The sequence below is a fragment of the Actinomadura napierensis genome, assembly GCF_039529375.1.
Classification (GTDB): Bacteria; Actinomycetota; Actinomycetes; order Streptosporangiales; family Streptosporangiaceae; genus Spirillospora; species Spirillospora napierensis.
The window spans coordinates 1-20,770 of sequence record NZ_BAAAMR010000038.1 but is presented as its reverse complement, the minus strand read 5'-3'; the positions used below and the strand labels follow the sequence as shown (position 1 = coordinate 20,770).

20 protein-coding genes are annotated in these 20,770 nt (G+C 71.5%); 12 read left to right on the top strand and 8 right to left on the bottom strand.

Going from position 1 to position 20,770, the window contains the following annotated elements; genetic code table 11:
- Window positions 1-30 precede the first annotated feature (30 nt).
- From ABD296_RS21785 to ABD296_RS21760, 6 genes are all read left to right on the top strand, one after another.
- Complete coding sequence (locus ABD296_RS21785; RefSeq protein WP_344269957.1) at window positions 31-1,236, top strand: serine hydrolase domain-containing protein; 1,206 nt, start codon at window positions 31-33, stop codon at window positions 1,234-1,236.
- A gap of 293 nt (window positions 1,237-1,529) precedes the next feature.
- Window positions 1,530-2,342 carry an amino acid ABC transporter permease gene (locus ABD296_RS21780; RefSeq protein WP_344269955.1) on the top strand — a complete coding sequence of 271 codons (813 nt, stop codon included), beginning with the start codon at window positions 1,530-1,532 and terminating at the stop codon, window positions 2,340-2,342.
- Window positions 2,339-3,100 carry an amino acid ABC transporter ATP-binding protein gene (locus tag ABD296_RS21775; protein WP_344269953.1) on the top strand — a complete coding sequence of 254 codons (762 nt, stop codon included), beginning with the start codon at window positions 2,339-2,341 and terminating at the stop codon, window positions 3,098-3,100. The genes ABD296_RS21780 and ABD296_RS21775 overlap by 4 nt, the downstream gene beginning before the upstream one ends.
- Window positions 3,101-3,130: 30 nt before the next feature.
- On the top strand, window positions 3,131-4,003 hold the full coding sequence (locus tag ABD296_RS21770) for a substrate-binding periplasmic protein (RefSeq protein ID WP_344269952.1): 873 nt from the start codon (window positions 3,131-3,133) through the stop codon (window positions 4,001-4,003).
- Window positions 4,000-5,937, top strand: coding sequence for a CocE/NonD family hydrolase (locus tag ABD296_RS21765; RefSeq protein ID WP_344269951.1), 1,938 nt, complete (start codon window positions 4,000-4,002; stop codon window positions 5,935-5,937). The genes ABD296_RS21770 and ABD296_RS21765 overlap by 4 nt, the downstream gene beginning before the upstream one ends.
- Before the next feature lie 10 nt (window positions 5,938-5,947).
- The gene (locus tag ABD296_RS21760) at window positions 5,948-7,033 is read left to right on the top strand and encodes a DUF5937 family protein (RefSeq protein WP_344269949.1); all 1,086 of its coding nucleotides are present in this window, start codon (window positions 5,948-5,950) and stop codon (window positions 7,031-7,033) included.
- A 6-nt stretch (window positions 7,034-7,039) separates the two neighbouring features.
- On the opposite strand, the gene ABD296_RS21755 is transcribed toward ABD296_RS21760, so the two are convergent.
- On the bottom strand, window positions 7,040-8,056 hold the full coding sequence (locus ABD296_RS21755; protein ID WP_344269947.1) for a YeiH family protein: 1,017 nt from the start codon (window positions 8,054-8,056) through the stop codon (window positions 7,040-7,042).
- A 71-nt stretch (window positions 8,057-8,127) separates the two neighbouring features.
- Here ABD296_RS21755 and ABD296_RS21750 point away from each other — a divergent pair, with 71 nt between their 5' ends.
- The 3 genes from ABD296_RS21750 (at window position 8,128) to ABD296_RS21740 (ending at window position 10,087) form a co-directional block, all read left to right on the top strand.
- Complete coding sequence (locus tag ABD296_RS21750) at window positions 8,128-9,036, top strand: LysR family transcriptional regulator (RefSeq protein WP_344269946.1); 909 nt, start codon at window positions 8,128-8,130, stop codon at window positions 9,034-9,036.
- Window positions 9,037-9,046: 10 nt separating this feature from the next.
- The gene (locus tag ABD296_RS21745) at window positions 9,047-9,391 is read left to right on the top strand and encodes a winged helix-turn-helix transcriptional regulator (protein ID WP_344269944.1); all 345 of its coding nucleotides are present in this window, start codon (window positions 9,047-9,049) and stop codon (window positions 9,389-9,391) included.
- Window positions 9,392-9,454: 63 nt separating this feature from the next.
- Complete coding sequence (locus ABD296_RS21740; RefSeq protein WP_344269942.1) at window positions 9,455-10,087, top strand: NADPH-dependent F420 reductase; 633 nt, start codon at window positions 9,455-9,457, stop codon at window positions 10,085-10,087.
- A gap of 641 nt (window positions 10,088-10,728) precedes the next feature.
- On the opposite strand, the gene ABD296_RS21735 is transcribed toward ABD296_RS21740, so the two are convergent.
- Both ABD296_RS21735 and ABD296_RS21730 read right to left on the bottom strand, forming a co-directional pair.
- Window positions 10,729-12,003: an HNH endonuclease signature motif containing protein gene (locus ABD296_RS21735; protein WP_344269941.1), complete on the bottom strand. Its 1,275-nt coding sequence runs from the start codon at window positions 12,001-12,003 to the stop codon at window positions 10,729-10,731.
- A gap of 710 nt (window positions 12,004-12,713) precedes the next feature.
- Window positions 12,714-13,070 carry a VOC family protein gene (locus ABD296_RS21730; RefSeq protein ID WP_344269938.1) on the bottom strand — a complete coding sequence of 119 codons (357 nt, stop codon included), beginning with the start codon at window positions 13,068-13,070 and terminating at the stop codon, window positions 12,714-12,716.
- A gap of 90 nt (window positions 13,071-13,160) precedes the next feature.
- On the opposite strand from ABD296_RS21730, the gene ABD296_RS21725 reads away from it, so the two are divergent.
- The gene (locus ABD296_RS21725; RefSeq protein ID WP_344269935.1) at window positions 13,161-13,463 is read left to right on the top strand and encodes an ArsR/SmtB family transcription factor; all 303 of its coding nucleotides are present in this window, start codon (window positions 13,161-13,163) and stop codon (window positions 13,461-13,463) included.
- Window positions 13,464-13,495: 32 nt separating this feature from the next.
- On the opposite strand, the gene ABD296_RS21720 is transcribed toward ABD296_RS21725, so the two are convergent.
- Genes ABD296_RS21720 through ABD296_RS21705 form a run of 4 tightly spaced genes read right to left on the bottom strand, consistent with a single transcriptional unit; the run spans window position 13,496 to window position 17,495 of the window.
- A complete protein-coding gene (locus ABD296_RS21720) occupies window positions 13,496-14,479 on the bottom strand; it encodes an ROK family protein (RefSeq protein WP_344269932.1) in 984 nt (327 codons plus the stop codon).
- The gene (locus ABD296_RS21715; protein ID WP_344269929.1) at window positions 14,476-15,303 is read right to left on the bottom strand and encodes a carbohydrate ABC transporter permease; all 828 of its coding nucleotides are present in this window, start codon (window positions 15,301-15,303) and stop codon (window positions 14,476-14,478) included. Before ABD296_RS21715 ends, ABD296_RS21720 begins: the two co-directional genes overlap by 4 nt.
- The gene (locus ABD296_RS21710) at window positions 15,300-16,241 is read right to left on the bottom strand and encodes a carbohydrate ABC transporter permease (protein WP_344269926.1); all 942 of its coding nucleotides are present in this window, start codon (window positions 16,239-16,241) and stop codon (window positions 15,300-15,302) included. Before ABD296_RS21710 ends, ABD296_RS21715 begins: the two co-directional genes overlap by 4 nt.
- Window positions 16,242-17,495 carry an extracellular solute-binding protein gene (locus tag ABD296_RS21705; protein ID WP_344269923.1) on the bottom strand — a complete coding sequence of 418 codons (1,254 nt, stop codon included), beginning with the start codon at window positions 17,493-17,495 and terminating at the stop codon, window positions 16,242-16,244.
- Window positions 17,496-18,030: 535 nt separating this feature from the next.
- Between ABD296_RS21705 and ABD296_RS21700 the strand changes: the two genes are divergently transcribed.
- On the top strand, window positions 18,031-18,819 hold the full coding sequence (locus tag ABD296_RS21700; protein WP_344269920.1) for an SRPBCC family protein: 789 nt from the start codon (window positions 18,031-18,033) through the stop codon (window positions 18,817-18,819).
- A gap of 79 nt (window positions 18,820-18,898) precedes the next feature.
- The gene (locus ABD296_RS21695; protein ID WP_344269917.1) at window positions 18,899-20,023 is read left to right on the top strand and encodes an SRPBCC family protein; all 1,125 of its coding nucleotides are present in this window, start codon (window positions 18,899-18,901) and stop codon (window positions 20,021-20,023) included.
- Window positions 20,024-20,038: 15 nt separating this feature from the next.
- Here ABD296_RS21695 and ABD296_RS21690 read toward each other — a convergent pair.
- A partial coding sequence (locus ABD296_RS21690; RefSeq protein ID WP_344269915.1) for a helix-turn-helix transcriptional regulator occupies window positions 20,039-20,770 on the bottom strand: 732 nt, incomplete at its 5' end.

Sequence of the window (20,770 nt, the reverse complement as noted above, 5' to 3'; positions counted from 1 at the left end):
CCCCTGCGAGAACCGACGAAGGAGCGAAGGATGAGCGACGACGGCGGGCTGTCCCCGGCCGGACTGGACCGGATGCGCCGGGTGCTGACCGGCTTCGTCGAGCGCGGCGAGCTGCCCGGCCTCGTCGCGCTCGTCCACCGGCGCGGCCGCACGCACGTGATCGAGGCCGGCGCCCTGGAGGCCGGCGGAGCGGCCCCGATGCGCCGCGACACCCTCTTCCGGATCGCGTCGCTGACCAAGGCGGTCACCGCCGCCGCCGCGATGGTCCTGGTCGAGGAGTGCCGGCTCCGCCTGGACGGCCCGCTGCACGACCTGCTCCCCGAACTCGCCGACCGGCGCGTCCTGCGCCGCCTCGACGGCCCGGTCGACGACACCGTCCCCGCCGAACGGCCGGTCACCCTGCGCGACGCGCTCACGTTCACGCTCGGCTACGGCGTGACGTTCACCCCGCAGGGCCCGCCCCCGATCATGCAGGCGATGCTCGACACCGGCGTCGACAACGGCCCGGAGGGCCCGCCCTGCGCCCCGGACGAATGGCTGAAGCGGCTCGGCGAGCTGCCGCTCGCGCACCAGCCGGGCGCCGGCTGGCTCTACAACACCGGCGCCGACATCGCCGGTGTGCTGATCGCGCGCGCCACCGGCCGCCCGTTCGAGGAGTTCCTCCGCGAGCGGATCTTCGAGCCGCTCGGGATGCGCGACACCGGCTTCACCGTGCCCGCCGCCGACGCCGGCCGGATCGCCACGTCCTACACCTCCGACCCCGGCACCGGCGCGCTCGTCCGCCGCCCCGACCCGCGCGAGGGCGCCTACGACCGCCCGCCGGTGTTCCCCGGCGGCAGCGGCGGCCCCGGCCTGCTGTCGACCGTCGACGACTACCGCGCCTTCCTGCGGATGCTGCTGGACGGCGGCCGGTACCCGGGCGGGCGGCTGCTGTCCCGCCCGTCCGTCGAGCTGATGACCAGCGACCAGCTGACGCCGGAGCAGAAGGCGGGCAACGAGATGTTCCTCGGCTCGGGCGGCTGGGGCTTCGGCGTCGCCGTCGACGGCCGCCGCACCGACCTGTTCGTCCGCCCCGGCCGGTTCGGCTGGACGGGCGGCCTCGGCACGTCCGCCTACGCCGATCCCGGCGAGGACATGATCGGCATCATCTTCGCCCAGCGCGCCATGGACTCCCCGCAGCCGCCGCACCACTTCCAGGACTTCTGGACCACCGCCTACGCCGCCATCGACGACTAGAGCGCGCCTCTTCAGGGGACCGGCCGTTCCCCGCCCGGACATGGGCGGGAAACCGCCGGTCCCTTCGCCGTTCGCCCGCCGCGGCGCGATGTGAGGGTGCGGCCAATGATTAACGCATTGGCGCAACGATCCTGTTCAGTCCCTTACCCTGCGCCTAGTGTGAGCCCACCGGCGACGCCCGCCCGCGGTGGACGCGAGGCCGGGCCGGGCCCCGGTCTCCGTGCCGCTGGCCGCCGACCCGCGGGCCGCCGAACCGGGGACCGCCGGTGGACGCCGTGACGATCGGAGCGAGTGTGAGCGACTTCCTGCATACGTTCTTCGACTGGTCGGAGATCCGTGGCGCCCTCCCGGCGCTGCTGACCGAGGGACTGCGCAACACGCTGCTGATCGCGGTGCTGGCCATCGTGTTCGGCCTGGTCGTCGGCGTGCTGCTGGCCGTCCTGCTGCTGTCGCGCCGGCGGCTGGTGCGGCTGCCCGCCCGCGTCTACGTGGACGTCTTCCGCGGGCTGCCCGCCATCGTGACCGTAAGCCTGATCGGCCTCGGCCTTCCGGCGGCGGGGGTCCGGCCGTTCGGCCGCAACCCCCTCGGCTACGCGGTGATCGCGGTCGGGCTGATCTCCGCCGCGTACTGCGCGGAGATCTTCCGGTCCGGCATCCAGGCGGTGCCGCCCGGGCAGCTGCAGGCCGGGCGCAGCCTCGGGATGTCGTACCTGAAGACGATGCGGCTGGTCGTGGTCCCGCAGGGGATCCGCAACGTGCTGCCGGCCCTCGCGGGGCAGTTCATCGTCGACATCAAGGAGAGCTCGCTGGTCTACCTCCTCGGCCTCGGCGTCGGGCAGCGGGAGCTTTACTTCATCGCGCAGGAGCGGCAGGCCGCGAGCTACAACGCCTCGGCGCTGGTCGCGGCGGGGCTCTGCTACCTGGTGATCACGATCCCGCTGACCTACCTCGTCAACTGGCTGGACCGGCGGATGCGCGAGGGCGGCGGGGGCGGCGCGCGGCGGGCGCCGGCCGCCCTGGCGCAGGAGGACGCGCCGGGCGCCGCGGTCGCCCCGGCGGGCACGGCCGACACCACCACGGGCGCCGCAGTGAAGGAGCGGGCATGACGACGACGGCTGAGACGGCGAAGGGGACCGCGACGGCGATCAGCGTCCGGGACCTGCGCAAGTCCTACGGCGACACCGAGATCCTGCGCGGGGTGAGCTTCGACGTCGCGCAGAGCGAGGTGCTGTGCGTGCTCGGCCCGTCCGGGTCCGGCAAGTCGACGATGCTGAAGTGCCTCAACCTGCTGGAGCAGCCGAGCTCGGGCAGCGTCGTCGTCTCCGGGACGGCGCTCACCGACCCGAAGGTGGACGTGGACGCCGCGCGCGCCCGGATCGGCATGGTGTTCCAGCACTTCAACCTGTTCGGGCACCTCAACGTGCTCGACAACGTCACGCTCGCGCTGCGGCACGTCCGCGGGACGGGCCGGGCGGAGGCCGAGGAGATCGGGAACGCGCAGCTCGCGCGGCTCGGGCTCGCGCACCTGGCGCGGCAGCGGCCGGCGAACCTGTCCGGCGGGCAGCAGCAGCGCGTCGCGATCGCCCGGAGCCTGGCGATGCGCCCCGAGGTGATGCTGTTCGACGAGGCCACCTCCGCGCTCGACCCGGAGCTGGTCGGCGACGTCCTCGCGGTGATGCGGGAGCTGGCCGCGACCGGGATGACCATGGTCGTCGTCACCCACGAGATCGGTTTCGCCCGCGAGGTCGCGGACCGCGTGATGTTCATGGACGACGGCGTGATCGCGGAGGAGGGCGAGGCCCGCGCGGTGCTGGACGCGCCGTCCAGCCCCCGCTTCCGCGAGTTCCTCTCCAAGGTGCTCTAACCCCCCTTCACGAAAAGGCAGGACATGCAGATGAACAAGGTCCTCAGCGTCCGCTTCGCGGCGGGCGGCGTGGTCGCCGCGGCGGCCCTGACGCTCGCCGGCTGCGGCGGCGGCGACTCCGGCAAGGACAACCCGTACGGGCTGGAGGAGGCCGGCACCGTCCTCGCGGCCGTCTCCACCGACCAGCCGCCGTTCGCGACCGCCGACAAGGGCGGCAAGCCGCAGGGCTTCATCGTCGACCTCACCGACGAGGTCGCCAAGCGGCTGAAGCTGAAGGTGGAGTACAAGGCGAGCGCGGTCCCGGCGGCGCTGCAGGGCCTGTCGTCCGGCCAGTACGACCTGGCGGCGAGCGGGCTCGGCGTCACGGCGGAGCGGCAGAAGCAGGTGTCCTTCACCAAGGGCGTCTACTGGAGCACCACGACCGTCCTCACCCGCAAGAACTCCACGGCCGCCAAGCTGACCGACTTCTCCGGCAAGCGGGTCGGTGACATCACCGGCGCCGTCCAGCAGGAGTTCGTCAAGTCGAAGATGCCGGGCGCGAAGCAGGTCCAGTTCCAGAACCAGAACTCCGCGGTCTCGCAGCTGCTGTCGGGCAACCTGGACGCGTTCGTCGTCGGCGGCCCGGACGCCGACGCCTACCTGAAGAAGTACGGCACCCTCAAGCCCGCGGTGTCGGCCCCCGTGGACCACGCGACCGCGATGGCCGTCCAGAAGAAGAACACCAAGTTCCAGCAGGCCTTCGACGGGCAGCTCGGCGCGATGGTGCAGGACGGCACCTTCCTGAAGATCTACAAGAAGTGGTTCGTCGAGGCGCCGCGTCCGGAGCTGGTGAAGATCTGGCCCGCGCTCGGCGCCCAGGTCGGGCAGGGCGCAGAGGGCACCCAGGGCGGTTCCTCTTCATGACGGTGATGGAATCGGGGGCCGTCGCCGAGGAGGCGGAGGAGATAGCGCTGCCGGACGGCGGCTCGGTGTGGCGGCGCGTGGTGCGCACCGCCATGCGCGACGGCGCCGTCCTGGTGGCGGACCTGTACAGCCCTGACCGCGAGCTGGAGGCGCGGCCCGTCCTGCTGGAGCGCACCCCGTACGGGCGGCGGGCGCGGCGCGAGTCCGACGGCCTGGACCGGCACGGCGAGCCGGTGTTCCCGGACCGGTCCGCGGCGATCTTCGTCGGACGCGGGTACAACGTCGTCCGCCAGGACTGCCGGGGGAGGGGCGACTCCGACGGGCAGTTCGTGAAGTACCTCGGCGAGGCCGAGGACGGCTACGACACCGTCGAGTGGATCGGCGCGCAGCCCTGGTGCGACGGCCGCGTCGCCACCACCGGCGTGTCGTACTCCGCGCACGTGCAGACCGCGCTGGCCGCGCTGTCGCCGCGCCACCTCGCCGCCATGTTCGTCGACTCCGGCGGGTTCGCCAGCGCGTACGAGGCGGGCATCCGGATGGGCGGCGCGTTCGAGCTCAAGCAGGCGACGTGGGCGTACCGGCACGCGCTGAACAGCCCCGCCGCGCACCGCGACCCCGTCGTCCGGGCGTCGCTGCAGTCGCAGGACCTGCCCGCCTGGTTCCACGCGATGCCGTGGCGGCGCGGCGCGTCCCCGCTGCGCGCGGTCCCCGAGTACGAGGAGTACCTGCTCGAACAGTGGGAGCATGGCGCGTTCGGGGAGTTCTGGCAGCGTCTCGGCCTGTTCGGGCGCGGCTCCTACGACCGGTTCCCGGACGTGCCGAGCCTGCACATGGTCAGCTGGTACGACCCGTACGTCCTGACCGCCGTGGAGAACTTCCGGGCGCTGACCGAGGCGAAGTCCAGCCCGGCGTACCTGGTCGTCGGGCCGTGGACGCACGGCGCGCGCAGCGTCCGGTACTCCGGCGATGTCGACTTCGGGCCCCGCGCCGTCCTGGACGGCAACCTCGCCCCCGACTACTGGGAGTTCCGGGCCCGCTGGTTCGCCCGCCACCTCGGCGGCGACGCTCCGTCCGGTGATGGCGCAGCGGGTGAGGACTTCCCGCGCGTCCAGTACTTCCTCATGGGCGGCGGCAGCGGCCACCGCAACGCCGAGGGGCGGCTGGACCACGGCGGGGAGTGGCGCACCGCCGCCACCTGGCCGCCGCAGGAGGCGACCGCCGTCCGGCTGTACCTGCGGCAGGACGGTTCCCTCACCGCGGGCCTGCCGCAGGGCGGTGCCGACGACCGGCTGGAATACGACTTCGACCCGGCGAACCCCGTCCCCACGATCGGCGGGCAGATCACCTCCGGCGAGCCCGTCATGCACGGCGGCGCGTTCGACCAGTGCCCGACCGATGAGACCTTCGGCTGCGAGCCGCCGCACCTGCCGCTCGCGTCCCGCCCCGACGTGCTGGTCTTCCAGACCGAGCCACTGGAGCAGGACGTCGCGACCGCCGGACCGGTCACCGTGCGGCTGTCGGTGGCGTCGAGCGCGCCGGACACCGACTTCACCGTCCGGCTCATCGACGTGCACCCGCCGAACGCCGACTATCCCAACGGCTACGCGATGAACCTCACCGACGGGATCCTGCGCTGCCGGTACCGGAACTCGTTCGCGAACCCGGAGCCGATGCGGCCCGGCACCGTCTACGAGATCACGGTCACGGCCCCCGACACCGCGAACCGGTTCGCCAAGGGCCACCGCATCCGGCTGGACGTGTCGTCGAGCAACTTCCCGCGCTTCGACGTCAACCCGAACACCGGCGGCCCGGAGGCGGCGGCGCGGCGGCGCGTCGTGGCCGTCAACGAGGTGCACCTGTCGCCGGAGCACCCGTCGTGGCTGTCGGTGCACGTCCTGGACGACCCCGCCGGCCACGGCTCCGGCCGGGACTAGGATTCGGGCCATGGTCGTCACGCTCGACGTGGACGGGGCGCAGGCATCGCACTTCGCGGTCGGGACGTCGCCGTTGGCGGAGCTGATGGCGTGCCTGCACACCCTCGCCGAGCCCGAGCACCATCCCGAGTCGCGGGCCTGGCTCGCCCGCACCCGCGGGGCGCTGCCGGAGTCCCTCGTCCAGGAGCTGAACCGCTTCGCGCCGCTGTGGGCGCGGTACCGCTGCCGGCTGTTCCTGCCGATGCGCAGGCCCCTCGACCGCGAACTGTCCGCCGAGCTGGACGGCCTCGCCCGCCTCGACGCGGACGAGTTCACCCGGCTGGCGGCGTTCGCGATTCGCGGGCTGACGTTCCAGGGCGCGGACGCGCTGCGGGACGCGGCGGCGCAGCGGGCCTTCGTCAAGGCCAGCGAGCGCCGCTCGTTCTCCCGCGGCGAGCTGGCCCGCGCCCTGGTCGAGGACCCGGACGGGTTCCGGGTCCGCCTCACCGACGCCCTCGAACGCTGCGCCGCCGCGTTCTTCGACGCCGAATGGCGCCGCATCGGGCCGCGCCTGAAGGACACCGCCGCGCCCGTCCGCGAGCAACTCCGCAAGGAGTCGCCGCTGACCGTGCTGACCTCGGTCAGCCCGACCGCCACCGCGACCGGGCAGCCCGCGCGCGTCCACTACGACAAGCTCCAGTCGGCGACGGGGAAGGTCGTCGAGCGGGGCTGCTTCCTCGTCCCGACCCTGCACGGCTGGCCGCACCTGATCCTCAAGACCGGGGACGACGGGCTGCCGCTGGTCGTCCACTTCATCGCCGGGGACTGGGAGCAGCGCCCGTCCGCCCGCCAGTCCCTCATCCGCGACCGGCTCGCCGCGATCTCCGAGCCGGGCCGGTTCGAGATGTGCCGGCACCTGCTCGGCGAGCCCATCACCACGTCCGAGCTGGCGCAGCGGACGGGCATCTCCGAGCCGCAGGTGTCCCGGCACCTCCGGCGGCTGCGGGAGGTCGGGCTGATCACGTCCCGCCGCGAAGGCCGCATGATCTACCACCGGCTGCACGCGCAGCTCCTGCTGTCGCTCGGCTCGGACGTCCTGACCACGGTCATGCGCTAGCCGGGCTCAGCGCGGGATCACGGTCAGCGCGGTCAGCGCCACCGTGCCGACCAGCAGGGTGGACAGCGCGCCGAGGACCAGGCCGCGCCGTCCGGTCTTCACCAGTTCCTTCACGCGCACCGCCGACCCCAGGCCGAACATCGCCGCCGCCAGCAGCACCGTCGAGACGTCCTTCGCGCCCGTCAGGACCCCGCCGGGAACCGCGCCGGTGCTGCGCAGCGCCAGCATCACCAGGAACCCGACGACGAACATCGGCACGATCGGCGGCCGCTTCCCCTCCGCGTGGACGCCGCTGCGCCGCTCCACCAGCCCCATGCCCGCGACCATCGGCGCGAGCAGCACGACCCGGGTCAGCTTCACGATCACCGCCGTCCCGACGGCGGCGGCACCGGCCGGAGAGGCCGCCGCGACCACCTGCGCGACCTCGTGGACGCTCAGCCCCGCCCACATGCCGAGCGACTCGTCGTCCAGCCCGAACACGTGCGTGCCGAGGAACGGGACGACCGCGATGGCCGCGCTGCCGTAGATCGTCACGAGCGTGACGCCGGTCGCGACGTCCTCCTTCCTGCTGCGCGCCACGCTGTCCATCGCCACGATCGCCGAGGCGCCGCAGATCGAGAACCCCGTCGCCACCATCAGCGCCAGCCCCTCGGACACCCCGACCAGCCGGCCGAGCACCAGCGTCCCGGCGAACCCGGACAGGACGGTGATCATCACCACGGCCAGCATGCCCGGCCCCAGCCGCAGCACCTCGCCGACGCTGAGCTGCAGGCCGAGCAGCACCACGCCGATCCGCAGGAACTTGCGGGTCGCCCACTGCAGCCCGTCCGCGGTCGCCTCCGGCAGCACGCCGCCCACCAGCACACCGAGCAGCACCGCCACCGTCAGCGCGCTCAGCGCCGGCACCCACCCGTTGACCACCATCGCCGCCGCCGCGCCCACCGCCGCCACCACGACGCCCGGACCCGTCCGCCCCATCCACACCCTCACCCGCTCCGGGTGAACCGCCTCCACCGTGCTCATGTGTTCGACCCTCCGGCAGCCCGCGCCCCGCCGGAAGCGGTCGATTCGACCTCACGTCATAGCCTGGGGGCATGGCACAACCCCCGGACGTGGAATCCCTCCAGCTGCTGGTGCACGTCGCCGACCAGGGCAGCCTCACCGCGGCGGCGGCCGAGCTCGGCATCAGCCAGCCGTCGGCGAGCAAGCGGCTGTCCCGGCTGGAACGCCGGCTCGGGCTGCGGCTGCTCGACCGCACCCGCCGCGGCTCCGCCCTCACCGCCGACGGCGCCCTCGTCACCGGCTGGGCCCGCCGCGTCCTGGACGACCTCGCCGCGCTCGACGACGGCGCCGCCGCCCTCCGCCGCGCCCGCACCGCGCAACTGTCGGTCGCCGCGAGCCTCACCGTCGCCGAATACCTGCTGCCCGCCTGGATCGGGGAACTCCGCCGCGCCGACCCCGACCTGCACGTCGGCCTCCAGGTCACCAACTCCGCCCGCGTCTGCGAACTGGCCCGGCACGGCGAGATCGACCTCGGCTTCATCGAGTCGCCCGGCCGCCCGTCCGGCCTGCGCTCCCGGGCCGTCGCCGGGGACCGGCTCGTCCTGGTCGCGCCGCCCGGCCACCCCTGGACACGGCGCCGCCATCCCGTCGACCCCGCCGAGGTCGCCGGCACCCCGCTGATCAGCCGCGAGGCCGGCTCCGGCACCCGCCAGGCCGCCGCGCAGGCCTTCACCGCGCACGGCCTGCACCCCGTCCCGCCGCTGCTGGAACTCGGCTCGAGCACCGCCGTCCGCAACGCCGTCGTCGCCGGCGCCGGCCCCGCCCTCATCAGCGAGCTCGTGGTGACCGCCGACCTCGCCGCCGGCACCCTCGCCGAGATCGAGATCGCCGGGCTGACCGTGGAACGCTCCCTGCGCGCCGTCTGGCGCCCCGGCACCGAGCCCGCCGGCCCCCCCGCCGCCCTCCTCGCCCTGGCCCGCCGCCCCGCCGGCGCGGCGTAACCTGCCGGATGTGGTCGCCCATGACGTGTTCCTCTCCGACTGTCCCGCCCGCACCACCCTGGAGCTGATCTCCGACACCTGGTCCGTCGTCGTGGTCACCGCGCTCGGCCGCGGCCCCGCCCGGTACGGCGAGCTCCGCGACAAGATCGGCGGGATCAGCAACAAGATGCTCACCCAGACGCTGCGCCGCCTGGCCGACAACGGCCTCGTCGAACGCCGCGAGCTGCGCACCGCCCCGCCCGGCACCGAGTACCGCCTCACCGACCTCGGCCACAGCCTCCTCGTCCCCGTCTGCGCGCTGTCCCGCTGGGCCGAGGAGAACACCGACGCACTCCTCGACGCCCGCACCGCCTAAGGAACCCGCCGGTTCCCCACGGCCTCCTACATTCCATCCCGGAACCCCAACTAGGAGGCCGTCATGAAGATCGGTGTGCTCGGAGCGGGAATGATGACCGAGGCCCTCGCCGCCGGCTGGATCCGGGCCGGACACGACGTCCTGATCGGCGGCCGGACCCCCGACAAGGCCGCGGCGCTCGCCAAGCGCATCGGCGCCCGCTCCGGAACCCTCCGCGAAGCCGCCGAATTCGGCGACGCCGTCCTCGTCGCCGTCCGCCGCGAAGGCCTCGCCGACACCATCGCCGCCACCGGCGGCGCCCTCGCCGGCAAGCCCGTGATCGACTGCGGCAACGCCGTCGACGTCACCGACTTCTCCCAGGTCACCTACCAGGACGGCACGTCCATGGCCGAGGAGATCGCCCGCCTCGCCCCCGGCGCCCACGTCGTCAAGGCGTTCAACCAGGCCCACGCGTCCGTCTGGGCGATGACCCCGCCCGCCTTCGACGGCCGCCCCCTCGCCGTCCCCTTCGCCGGCGCCGACGAGGCCAAGCCCGCCGCCCGCACCCTGATCACCGACCTCGGCGCCGCCCCGCTGGACGCCGGCGACCTCCGCCAGACCCGCAACCTGGAGGCGATGGCCATCGTGATCATCCGCCTGCTGTTCTCGGGCCACGACCCCCACTCCGTCTTCGCCTTCACCACCCCCAGTCGCTGATCGGTCGAGGACCGTGAAGAAAGAGGGCATTCATCCATGAGGGCAGAAGCGTGTTCGGCTCTCGTATGCGGCGCTCGTGCGCGTTGCTCGTGCGCGTTGCTCGTTGCTCTTGTTAGGCGCTCGGGACGGGTTGTAGGGGCGTTCTCGGAGGGGCTGGCCGGGTGTTCGCGGAAGGGTTGACCGAGTTTTCGCGGAGGGGTGTTCGTGCGGTGGGGTGGCGCTGGCGTACGGGGCCGCCCCTCCAAAGTCAAGGGCGCCTTCGGCGTCGCTTCGCGATGGACTTCGTCCACCCTTGACTTTGGAGCCTCTGCGGCCCCTGAGGCAGCGCTTAAGGGGCAGGCTCCGCCTGCCCCGCCCCGGTCGCGCCACCCCACCGCCCCCTTCCGTAAGGGGCAACGGCGACGACGGTGAACCGGGATTACGCGGAGGACGGGTGAGGCCGGGCCGACAAGACCACCTTGTCCGGTGCGGCGGCGGCAATTCGATGCCACCCTGCGTTGGCAGGGCGATATATCTGGGCCAAGGGGCGATTGCCGTAGGCGCGCTCTCATAGAGCTGCGACTGAGGACATGCTGGTACGCCCGGGATCCAATGGAGCCGGGCGAACCAGTCTAGATATGTCCGATGATCAGGGATGGTGGCTATGCTGCCCAATTGACGTTGCCGGGCGGGCCGGTGGCGTCCGGTGGACCAATGATCTCGCCAATGCTTCTGGGACGTCGGGCGTCCGGTGGCGGTAGTAGCCGGTACACATATCGTCCGGCCTGATCTTTGGTGATGGCGATCTGATCCGGACTGGTGTGTTTGAAGCGGTTGTGCCAGCCGCAGCAGAGGGCGAGTTGATCGATGTCGGTGGGTGAGCCGAGTGCCCAGCCGTTGACGTGGTCGACTTCGCACAGGGTTCCCGGCGTTTCGCAGTCGCTTACCGCGCAGGTGGAGTACAGAGTCTCGAGCACCTGGCGCTGGGCCGGGCTGGCCAACCGCTGCTTGTGGCCCAGGTAGAGGGGAGTGTTCCCGCGCCCGAGCAGGAGGGGCGAGACTCCGGCCGCCAGGGCGATGCGGCGGGCCTGGGCGGCGGGGATCGGCGTCCCGTCGGTGAGGCGGGCCGGAGCGTTGCCGCCGGTCAGGGTCTCCAGGTCGCAGATGACGGTGACCTTGGTGGCCTTGTGTCCGCCCGACAGCACACTCGACAGTGCCGCCGCCGTCCGCTCCGCGACGTCACGGTGGTCGTCGGGTCCGGCCGGCTTGGCCAAGGGTGCGAGCGTGCCGTCCCAGATCGCGGCGTCCTCGGCGTTGAGCCAGCCCTTCACGTACCGGCCGCCGTCCAGGGAACGGGTCGTGGTGATCCACGACTTCTCGTATCCGCGCCGGGCGTCTTCCGGGGCTTCGTCGGTGCCGTCGCGTTCGGCGATGACATCACGGATGCGGCGCCCGAACGAGGCCACCTTCCCGGCCGAGAATCCTTCGTGGACCTTGTCGAGGAGAAATTCCTCGGCCTTGGCGGTCTCGACGTCGTCCAGGCGGCCCACGGAGTCGGCGACGGCCCCGGCATACCCGTAGGAGAGATCACCGGTCGCAAGCATCTTGGCGACGGTCGGTAGTCGGTGCCGCTGCCGCGCCAGAGTGAGACGTTCCTTGGCGCGGTTCTCCCGCATGCCCAGCCGCGACCGCAGCCATGTCCGCGTGGACGGATATCCCCACCGCTTCTGCTCCCCGGCGGCGTCGACTCGGCCGATGAAACCGGCCAGCGCGCTTTCCTGGATATCGCAGGCAGCGGCCAATCCTTCGGTGAGCTCCAAGCACGCGGCCGCAGATTCGGGGGCAGGGCGCTGTGCGAGTTCAGCAGCGATCGCCGAAACCGCGTTCACCAATTTCATGATGGACGCGGCCTCAAGGTCGACCGTCACTGATTGCATAGGTAAAGCATACCCTACGTGGCCGACAATCGCGACTTGAAAGGGCCGCTTCCTCGTGATCTCGAGAAAGGCATAGCTTGATATACCTGTGGCCCCCGGCCCGCCACGCCGGGTTTGCGAATTGCCTCGCTGATCCCATTTGTCGATTTGGGATCCTTTGTTGAACACGCGTGCGTGGGCGGTGGGGTGGCGCGACCGGGGCGGGGCAGGCGGAGCCTGCCCCTTAAGCGCTGCCTCAGGGGCCGCAGAGGCTCCAAAGTCAAGGGTGGACGAAGTCCATCGCGAAGCGACGCCGAAGGCGCCCTTGACTTTGGAGGGGCGGCCCCGTACGCCAGCGCCACCCCACCGCACGAACACCCCTCCTGTCCGCCACCCGACCACCCCTCCCACCCCACACCCGAACGTCCGAACACGCCTCCCGCCCCCCGCTCGAACACCTGCGCCCGCCCACCGCCGAACGCGTCTCCCGCCACTGCCGCCGCATACCCGCCCTCAGCCCCGCCCGATCCGCCAGCCGACCTGCTCCCGTCTGCCGCGTGGGCACCTACTCCAGCCCGCCGCCCGAACAGCCGCTCCCACCCACGTCCCCGAATACCGCTCCCCCCGCCGCCTCGAAGCCCTTCCCACCCGCGCCCCTAACGCCCACCTCACCCGAACACCCACCCCCGGCAGCACGCACCGCATACCCAGCGTCTGGTTATCTCCGCGCGTTAGGTGGTGGCGGTGTGCTCGACGTATTCGATGATCGCTCCGCCTGGGTGGCGGGCCGTCAGGTTGCGGCCGGTCGGCACCTGGTTCGGGCCGGACGTGATTTCGCCGCCGTGTCGCTTAACCAGGTTCGGCACGGCGTCGAGGTCATCGACCAGGACCGTGCTCTGCACGTCGCGGTAGGGCGCCAGGGCCTCTTCGGTGCCGGCGACCAGCAGGAATCCGCCGACGGCCGCGAGTTCGACGTCGCCGTACGAGAAGCGTGCGCTGGGCTCGCGGCCGGTGAGGTCGCAGATGGTGGGCAGTGCGCGGTCCAGGTCGTCGACGTACAGCCGGGCGAGCGTGCTCAGCGCTTTCATGTCACCCTCCTAGATCAATTCGACTTTCCCGAATCGTTGGATCGATGTGCCACACTAGTGCCCGGTGACCGGGTCGAAGGTGGAGGGGTGATGCGCGTCCTACCGGAGCCGGGCAGGGAGAGCCTGGAGATCGCGGTCGTGCTGCATGCGTTGGGCGATCCGGTGCGGCTCGAACTGGTACACCGCCTGGCCGCCGGCAGGGAGATTAGTTGCAGCCCTGAGGGCGTCCAGGTCCCGCGATCGACGCTTTCCAACCATTGGCGCATCCTGCGTGAGGCCGGAGTGACCTCCACGCGGATCGACGGGAAGAACCGGATGGTCAGTCTTCGGCGCGAGGACCTGGACGTCCGCTTTCCCGGGTTGCTCGACGTGGTTCTGAAGGAACTGGGTTAGGGAACTCCCGAGCACCCGACGCGGGCGCCCGTCTACAGGAGGCGGGCGGCGAGGAGGGCGGCGCCGTGGACGGCGGCTTGGTCGCCGAGTTCAGTAGCGGCCAGCGGGGGCGCGGGACGGAACTTCAGGCGGTCGGCGAGCCGCGACTCGAGGGGGCCGAGGAGCGCGGGTCCCGCCTGGGCCAGGCCGCCGCCGAGGACGAACAGTCCCGGGTCCAGCAGGAGCGTCGTGGCGGCGAGGCTGTCGGCCAGGCAGTCGAGGGCCTCGGACCAGACCTGGGCCGCGACCTCGTCGGTGGCGGCTCGGGCGATGACGTCCTCCGCGCGGGCGGCCGATGCGCCGTTGGACGATGCGCCGTTGGACGATGCGCCGTTGGCGGAGGCGGCGTTGGCGGAGGCGGGGCCCGCGGGGACGGTGGCGTGAGCGGTGTAGCGGCGGGCGATGGACGCGGCCGAGGCGTAGGTCTCGAGGCAGCCCCGGTTGCCGCAGGCGCAGTCCTCGCCGCCGGGGCGGACGACGATGTGGCCGACCTCGCCGCTCCAGCCGGAGACGCCCGGGTAGGTGGAGCCGTTGAGGATCAGGGCGGCGGCGATGCCGGTGCCGATGGCGACGAAGACGAAGTCGCCGGCGTCGCGTCCGGCGCCGAGGACGGCCTCGGCGAGGCCGCCGGTGCGGACGTCGTGGCCGAGGGCGACGGGGACGCCGAGGCGTTCGGCGGCGAGGTGCAGCATCGGGACGTCCCGCCAGCCGAGGTTGGCGGCGCGGACGGCGGTGCCGGACGCCTCGTCGACGATGCCGGGGACGGCGATCCCGGCGGCGCGGGCGGGCCGTCCGAGGGCGTCGGCGCGGGCGGCCATGTGGGCGGCGAAGTCGAGGATCCCGCCGACCGGGTCGGTGCGGTCGGTCGGCCACGACTCGGCGAGCAGCACGTCCCCGCCCGCCCCCGCCCCGGACGGGGCGGAGACGAGCGCGGCCTTCATCGACGTCCCGCCGACGTCCAGCCCGATGAGCGTCACTTGACCGAGCCCGCGGTGAGGCCGCCGATCAGGTACCGCTCGATGAAGACGAAAAGGATCACAACGGGAACGATAGCGATCAGCGAGGTGGCGAACAGGTACTGCCAGTGCGCCTGGTACTGGGTGACGAACGAGGGGATCGCGACGGTCAGCGGCTGCCGGTTCGGCGACGCGGTGACGGTCAGAGCGACGATGTACTCGTTCCAGGCGGAGATGAACGTGTAGACGACGGCGGTGATGACTCCCGGCGTGGAGATGGGGAGCGTCACTCGGAACAGCGCGCCGATGCGTCCGGCGCCGTCCAGGAAGGCGGCCTCCTCCAGTTCCTTGGGGATGCTGGAGAAGTAGCCGTGCAGGATCCAGATGCAGAACGGCAGGTTGAACGCGGCGTTGACCAGGATCAGCGCCAGCAGCGTGTCGGTCAGGTTGAGCGCGACCATCTCCCGGAAGATGCCGATGACCAGCGCGGTCGGCGCGAACATCTGGGTGACCAGGACGAGCAGCAGGAACGCGCCGCGGCCGCGGAACCGGTTGCGCGCGGTGTAGTACGCGGCGGGCATCGCGCACGCCAGCGTCACCACGGTGGCGACGGCGGCGACGACGAGCGACACCCGCATGTTGGTCCAGATCGGCGCGGCCTTCCACACGTCCACGAAGTTGGACCACTGCCAGTGCCCCGGCAGGTAGGTGCCGGGCGACTTGGTCAGCTCGTGCTCGGTCTTCAGCGAGGTGAGGAACATCTGCAGGTACGGCGCCACGAAGATCAGCGCGACCAGCCACCCCACCCCGGTGAGGACGATCTTGCGGACGGGAGAGCGTTTCATCGGACCTCCTCCCGCCACCGCGTGGCCTTCAGGTACACGAGCACCATCACCAGGATCAGGACGAAGTTGACGACGGCCATCGCGGCGGACTCGCCGACGTGCTGGTCGTAGAACGCGAGCTTGTACATGAAGGTGGTGGTGGTGTCGGTGGCGTGGCCGGGACCGCCCGCGGTCATCGCCCAGATGATCGGGAACGAGTTGAAGACGTTGATCACGTTGATGATGGAGGCGATCAGGACGGCGGGCCGCAGCAGCGGCAGCGTGATCCCGAAGTAGGTGCGGAAGGCGCCGGCGCCGTCGACGCGCGCCGCCTCGTACACGTCGGACGGGATGGACTGGAGCCCGGCGAGGATGACGAACGAGGTGAACGGCAGCGACACGAACACCGCGACCCACATCATCCAGATCATGGCCTGGTGGGGGTGGCCGAGCCAGTTCACCGGCTTGTCGATGACGTGCAGGTCGAGCAGCACGCGGTTGACGAGGCCGGAGTAGTTGTCCAGCATCCACTTCCAGATCAGCGCGGTCATCAGGACCGACGCCGCCCACGGGACGATGACGGCCCAGCGGACGATGCGGCGGCCGGGGAAGCGGGCGTTGAGCAGCTGGCCGACCGCCAGCGACAGCACCATGGTGACGACGACGATGGCGGCGACCCACAGCAGCGTGCGCAGCACCACCGGGATGAGGGCGTCCTCGTCGAACAGGTCGGTGTAGTTGGCCGAGCCGCGGTTGCCGAGCGTCACGCCGGACGAGCTGATCTTCAGCAGCGAGGTGCGGACCATCTCGATGACGGGCCACAGCACCACGACGGCGATGAGCACGATGGACGGGCCGAGCCACAGCAGCGGGACGAGTGCGCGCCCGATGCGCCTGAGCAGGGAGGGGCGGGACGCCGGACGGAGTCCGGCGTCCCGCTTCACGGCGACGTCCTGCACTCAGCCGGCCTTCTGGGCGGTCTGCTGAATGTCGTCGAGCACCTTCTTCGGGTCCTTGTCGGCGACCGAGGTGCCGAGGCTCTGCTTGACGGCACCGGCCACCGCGGACCACGCCGGGTTGCTCGTCGGCGCGAACTTGCTCGTCGGCAGCGCGTCCACGAACTGCTTCATGTACGGGTCGGAGCTGAGCGCGTCACCGGCGGACTTCGTCGTCGGCAGGAAGCCCTCCTTGGCGAGGAACCGCGAGACGTTGTCCTTCTGGTAGAAGAAGTCGAGGAACTTCCTGACGGCCTCCTTGTTCTTGCCGTCGTTCTTCTTGAACGCGTCGAGAACGTCCATGACGCCGAGCGTGTTCGGCTGCGAGCTCGCGTTCTTCACCGGCAGCGAGGTGACCCCGAAGTTCAGGTTCGGGTTCGCCGGGGTGATGAATCCGGCCTTGGTGAACGGGCCGCCGATCGCCATTCCGACCTTGCCCTGGGCGAACTGGTTGAACACCGTCTTGCGGTCGGTGCTCTCCGGGTTCGGCTGGGTCAGCCCGGACTTGTTGAGGTCCTTGAGGAAGTTGAGGGTGTCGACGTTGGCGGGCTGGTTGATCGCCCATTTGCCGGACGAGTCGACCCAGCCGCCGTTGTCGTTCATGGCCCAGGAGAAGAACTCCGCCTGCGCCTCCTCGGGGCCGAGCGGCAGGCCGTAGCCGATGGCGCCGGTCTTCTTGACCTTCTGCGCGTCGGACTTGATGTCGGCCCAGGTCTTGGGGGGGTCGGTGATGCCGGCCTTCTTGAACAGGTCCTTGTTGTAGAACATCAGCCGGGCGCTGGAGATGAACGGCAGCGTGTACTGCTCGCCGTTGAACTTGGCCTGCTCGACGAACGTGGGGGTGAAGTCGCTGAGCGTGGCCGGCGACACGACCTCGGAGGCCTTGTAGAGCAGGCCGTCGCGGGCGAAGTCGGAGAACGCGTTGTAGTTCAGGATGTCGGGGACCTGCTTGGTCTGGACGTAGGTCTTCACCTTGGCGTCCATCTGGGTCCAGTCGACCATCTCCAGGTTCACCTTGTACCCGGAGTTCTTGGCCTCGAAGTCCTTGATCAGGGCGTCCCAGAAGGGCTTGGTGTTGTCGTCGTAGATCGCCGCGACGAATTTGATCGTCTTGCCGTCGGAGTCGTCCCCGCCGGACGAGCTTCCCTTGCCGCATCCGCTGACGCCGAGGGCCACGGTGAGGCCCGCGGCGATGGCGCCGATGAGGTGCCGTTTCATCTGTCCCGCCTTCTTCGGCTCGCACTTGCGGACGCTCCCGCGCGTCCGTGCGTCTTTTCGGCCCGCATGTTCGCGCCGGCTTCGGCCCGGTCACGCGGCGTGCCGTCGCATGACCCCTGGCGCGGTCCTCCCACGGGCGGCGTCGGCCGCCCGTCCCTCCTCCCTTTCGCGCATGAAGAATTGTGCGCGGTGCGATAGCTCACTGAGCACAAACGCGCGTGGTGGCCACGAAGATAAACACTGGTCCGTACCAGTTCAAGAGGTGCATTACGCAAGAGTCTTAACCGTTACCGGAGGGGCTCGTGGTCCGGTGTGCACGCTGGACTGGTCTGGTCGGGCCGTCGCGGGGTCCCGCCATGAGCGTCTGGCACGTTCACTGTGAGCGAACGTGGGGCGTCCGGTCGGTGACAAGGCGGTGACGTGGGGTGATGCCGTCGCACGGCCGGGTCGAGGCGCTGGCCTGCGGTCTGTTTTGCCCCTCTTTACCGGGGTAGCCCGCCGCACGACTCCAAAGGGACGGCGAGGTGACGAGGAGATGAACTTCCGGACGGGGCTCGCCGTCGGCGCGGGCGGCTTCCTGGCCGCGCACGCCGCGGGGCGCTTCGGCCGCCGGATCGTGGACCGGGTGATCGCCCGGTACGAGGCCAAGCTCGAACGGGCCGTGCGCCGGCTGGCCGCCAGGGCCGAGTTCGGCGGACCGCTGGCCAAGGCCGCGCTGGCCGGAGCCAGGGCGCTCTACGAGGGGAAGTCGCCGGCCCGCGCGCTGCTGAGCGCCGGGTGGACCGCGCTGAAGGAGACGCTCAAGCGGCTCTTCGGCGGCGGCCGGCGCGGCGGGCTGACCAACATCGTCGAGCAGATCGACGTCGGCGCGCCCTGCCGGCTCGTCTACGACCAGTGGACGCGCTTCGAGGACTTCCCGTCCTTCATGAAGAAGGTGGTGAGCGTCGACCAGGCGTCCGAGCAGAAGCTGAACTGGAAGGCGAAGATCTTCTGGTCGAGCCGGAGCTGGCAGTCGACGATCGTGGAGCAGGTCCCCGACCGGCACATCGTCTGGCGGTCCAAGGCCGCCAAGGGCCGGGTGGACGGGACCGTCAGCTTCCACGAACTGGCGCCCGAGCTGACCCGCGTCCTGCTCGTCCTGGAGTACCGCCCCGGCGGGCTCTTCGAGCGGACCGGCAACCTGTGGCGCGCGCAGGGCCGCCGCGTCCGGCTGGAGCTCAAGCACTTCCGCCGCCACGTCATGACCCGGTCGCTGACCGCCCCCGCCGAGGTCGAGGGGTGGCGCGGCGAGATCCATGACGGCGAGGTCGTCAGGGCCCCGTGAACGACCCGCAGTGAACAGACCCCCGAAACCGACATGTGCGGAGGCACGCACCATGAAACGCGGAACGAAGGTGGGCCCGGTGCCCATCGGCCAGATCGCCAAACGGCTCCCGGTCGGCCGCAAGAGCCCCTCGGGCCTCGGCCGGATCACGCAGAACCTGCCGAGCGGCATCCCCGGCGGCAAGGCGCTCGGCGCCACCGGCGGCGTCCTGCTCGGCGCCGGAGCCGCCGTCGCGGCGAGCCGTGCGCTCGGCCGCCGCGGCGGTCAGGGCGACGAGCCCGAGCCCGTGCAGGGCGGCGCGTCCGACGAGGTCGACGAGGCCAAGGGCGGCGGAACGTCCGCGAAGGGCACCGCAGGCAAGGCCGTGGACAAGGCCAAGGACACCGCCGAGAAGGCCAAGGACACCGCTGGCAAGCCCGCCGAGAAGGCCGGTGAGAAGGGCAAGGGCCTGTTCGGCCGGCTCAAGGACACCGTCGGCGGCATCCTGAAGAAGGGCGGCGGCAAGGGCGGCGGTGGCAAGAAGGTCAAGGTCACCAACATCATCGAGCACACCGACATCGGTGCGCCGCGCCGCCTGGTGTACGACCAGTTCACGCAGTTCCAGGAATTCCCGTCCTTCATGAAGAAGGTCATCAGCGTCGACCAGGCGGACGAGGAGAAGCTGAACTGGCAGGCGAAGATCTTCTGGTCCAAGCGGACCTGGGAGGCGACGATCATCGAGCAGGTGCCGGACGAGCACGTCGTCTGGCGCTCCAAGGCCCCCAAGGGCCACGTGGACGGGACGGTCAGCTTCCATGAGCTGGCGCCGAACCTCACCCGCGTCCTGGTCGTCCTGGAGTACCACCCGCAGGGCCTGTTCGAGCGCACCGGCAACATCTGGCGCGCGCAGGGCCGCCGCGTCCGGCTGGAGCTCAAGCACTTCCGCCGGCACGTGATGACCCAGTCGCTGACCCACGCCGACGAGATCGAGGGCTGGCGCGGCGAGATCCGCGACAGCGAGGTCGTCAAGACCCACGAGGACGCGCTGAAGGAGGAGGACGCCGAGTCCGGGAACGGGCGGAAGGCCAAGAGCGAGTCCGCCTCCAAGAGCACCCGCGGCGCCGACGCCAAGGACAGCAAGGACAGCAAGGACGCCAAGGACAGCAAGGACACGAAGGACGGCAAGACCGCCAAGGACAAGGAGTACGAGGAGGCCTCCCGGTAGGCCGGGCGCGGGCGGTCAGCGGATCATCCGCGCCAGCTCGACGCGCGAGCGGATCCCGAGCCGGGTGAAGACGTTGCGGAGATGGTGGTCGATGGTCCGCGGGCTGAGCAGCAGCCGCGCCGCGATCTCCCGGTTGGTGGCGCCCTCGGCGACCATCCGGGCGATGTGCGCCTGCTGCGCGGTCAGGCCGGTCAGCGCGGGCGGCTCCCCGGGCCCGGAGGCGGTGCGCGGTGCAGCGGTCTCCGGGTCCGGGGCCGGGCCCGCGTCGCCCGCCGCGCGGAGTTCGGCGCGGGCCTGACCGGTCCACGGGACGGCGCCGTACCGCTCGAAGATCCGCAGCGCGGTGCGCAGGTGCTCGCGGGCGGCGCGCGGGCGCCGGCCGCGCCGCAGCCGCGCGCCGAACAGCAGCTCGGTGCGGGCCAGCTCGAACACCGCGTCCGCGGACTCGTGCAGCCGCAGCACCTCGGTGAAGTGCGCGGCGGCCTCGTCGTCGCACTCGGCGAGCAGCGCGGCGCAGCGGCGGGCGAGCGCGAGCCGTCCCGCGGTGCGGGTCGCGTCCGCCGAGCGGGTGAAGTCCTCGGCCGCGCGGACGGCGCGCGCCCGGTGGCCGGTGTAGGCCAGCGCCTCCACCAGGTGCGGGGCGGCGAGCAGCCGGGCCAGCGGGTGCGCCAGGCCCGCGCCGCCGGGCAGCCGCAGCCGGGCGGGGGGGTGGCCGGGACGGTCCGCGGGCAGGGCCAGGGAGGGGGG

Coding starts and splice junctions, on each gene's coding strand:
- ABD296_RS21750 (WP_344269946.1), top strand. CDS start 8,128: ATGGCACAACCCCCGGACGTGGAATCCCTCCAGCTGCTGGTGCACGTC.
- ABD296_RS21725 (WP_344269935.1), top strand. CDS start 13,161: ATGCGCGTCCTACCGGAGCCGGGCAGGGAGAGCCTGGAGATCGCGGTC.
- ABD296_RS21735 (WP_344269941.1), bottom strand. CDS start 12,003: ATGCAATCAGTGACGGTCGACCTTGAGGCCGCGTCCATCATGAAATTG.
- ABD296_RS21705 (WP_344269923.1), bottom strand. CDS start 17,495: ATGAAACGGCACCTCATCGGCGCCATCGCCGCGGGCCTCACCGTGGCC.
- ABD296_RS21755 (WP_344269947.1), bottom strand. CDS start 8,056: ATGAGCACGGTGGAGGCGGTTCACCCGGAGCGGGTGAGGGTGTGGATG.
- ABD296_RS21740 (WP_344269942.1), top strand. CDS start 9,455: ATGAAGATCGGTGTGCTCGGAGCGGGAATGATGACCGAGGCCCTCGCC.
- ABD296_RS21775 (WP_344269953.1), top strand. CDS start 2,339: ATGACGACGACGGCTGAGACGGCGAAGGGGACCGCGACGGCGATCAGC.
- ABD296_RS21760 (WP_344269949.1), top strand. CDS start 5,948: ATGGTCGTCACGCTCGACGTGGACGGGGCGCAGGCATCGCACTTCGCG.
- ABD296_RS21715 (WP_344269929.1), bottom strand. CDS start 15,303: ATGAAACGCTCTCCCGTCCGCAAGATCGTCCTCACCGGGGTGGGGTGG.
- ABD296_RS21765 (WP_344269951.1), top strand. CDS start 4,000: ATGACGGTGATGGAATCGGGGGCCGTCGCCGAGGAGGCGGAGGAGATA.
- ABD296_RS21700 (WP_344269920.1), top strand. CDS start 18,031: ATGAACTTCCGGACGGGGCTCGCCGTCGGCGCGGGCGGCTTCCTGGCC.
- ABD296_RS21770 (WP_344269952.1), top strand. CDS start 3,131: ATGAACAAGGTCCTCAGCGTCCGCTTCGCGGCGGGCGGCGTGGTCGCC.
- ABD296_RS21785 (WP_344269957.1), top strand. CDS start 31: ATGAGCGACGACGGCGGGCTGTCCCCGGCCGGACTGGACCGGATGCGC.
- ABD296_RS21730 (WP_344269938.1), bottom strand. CDS start 13,070: ATGAAAGCGCTGAGCACGCTCGCCCGGCTGTACGTCGACGACCTGGAC.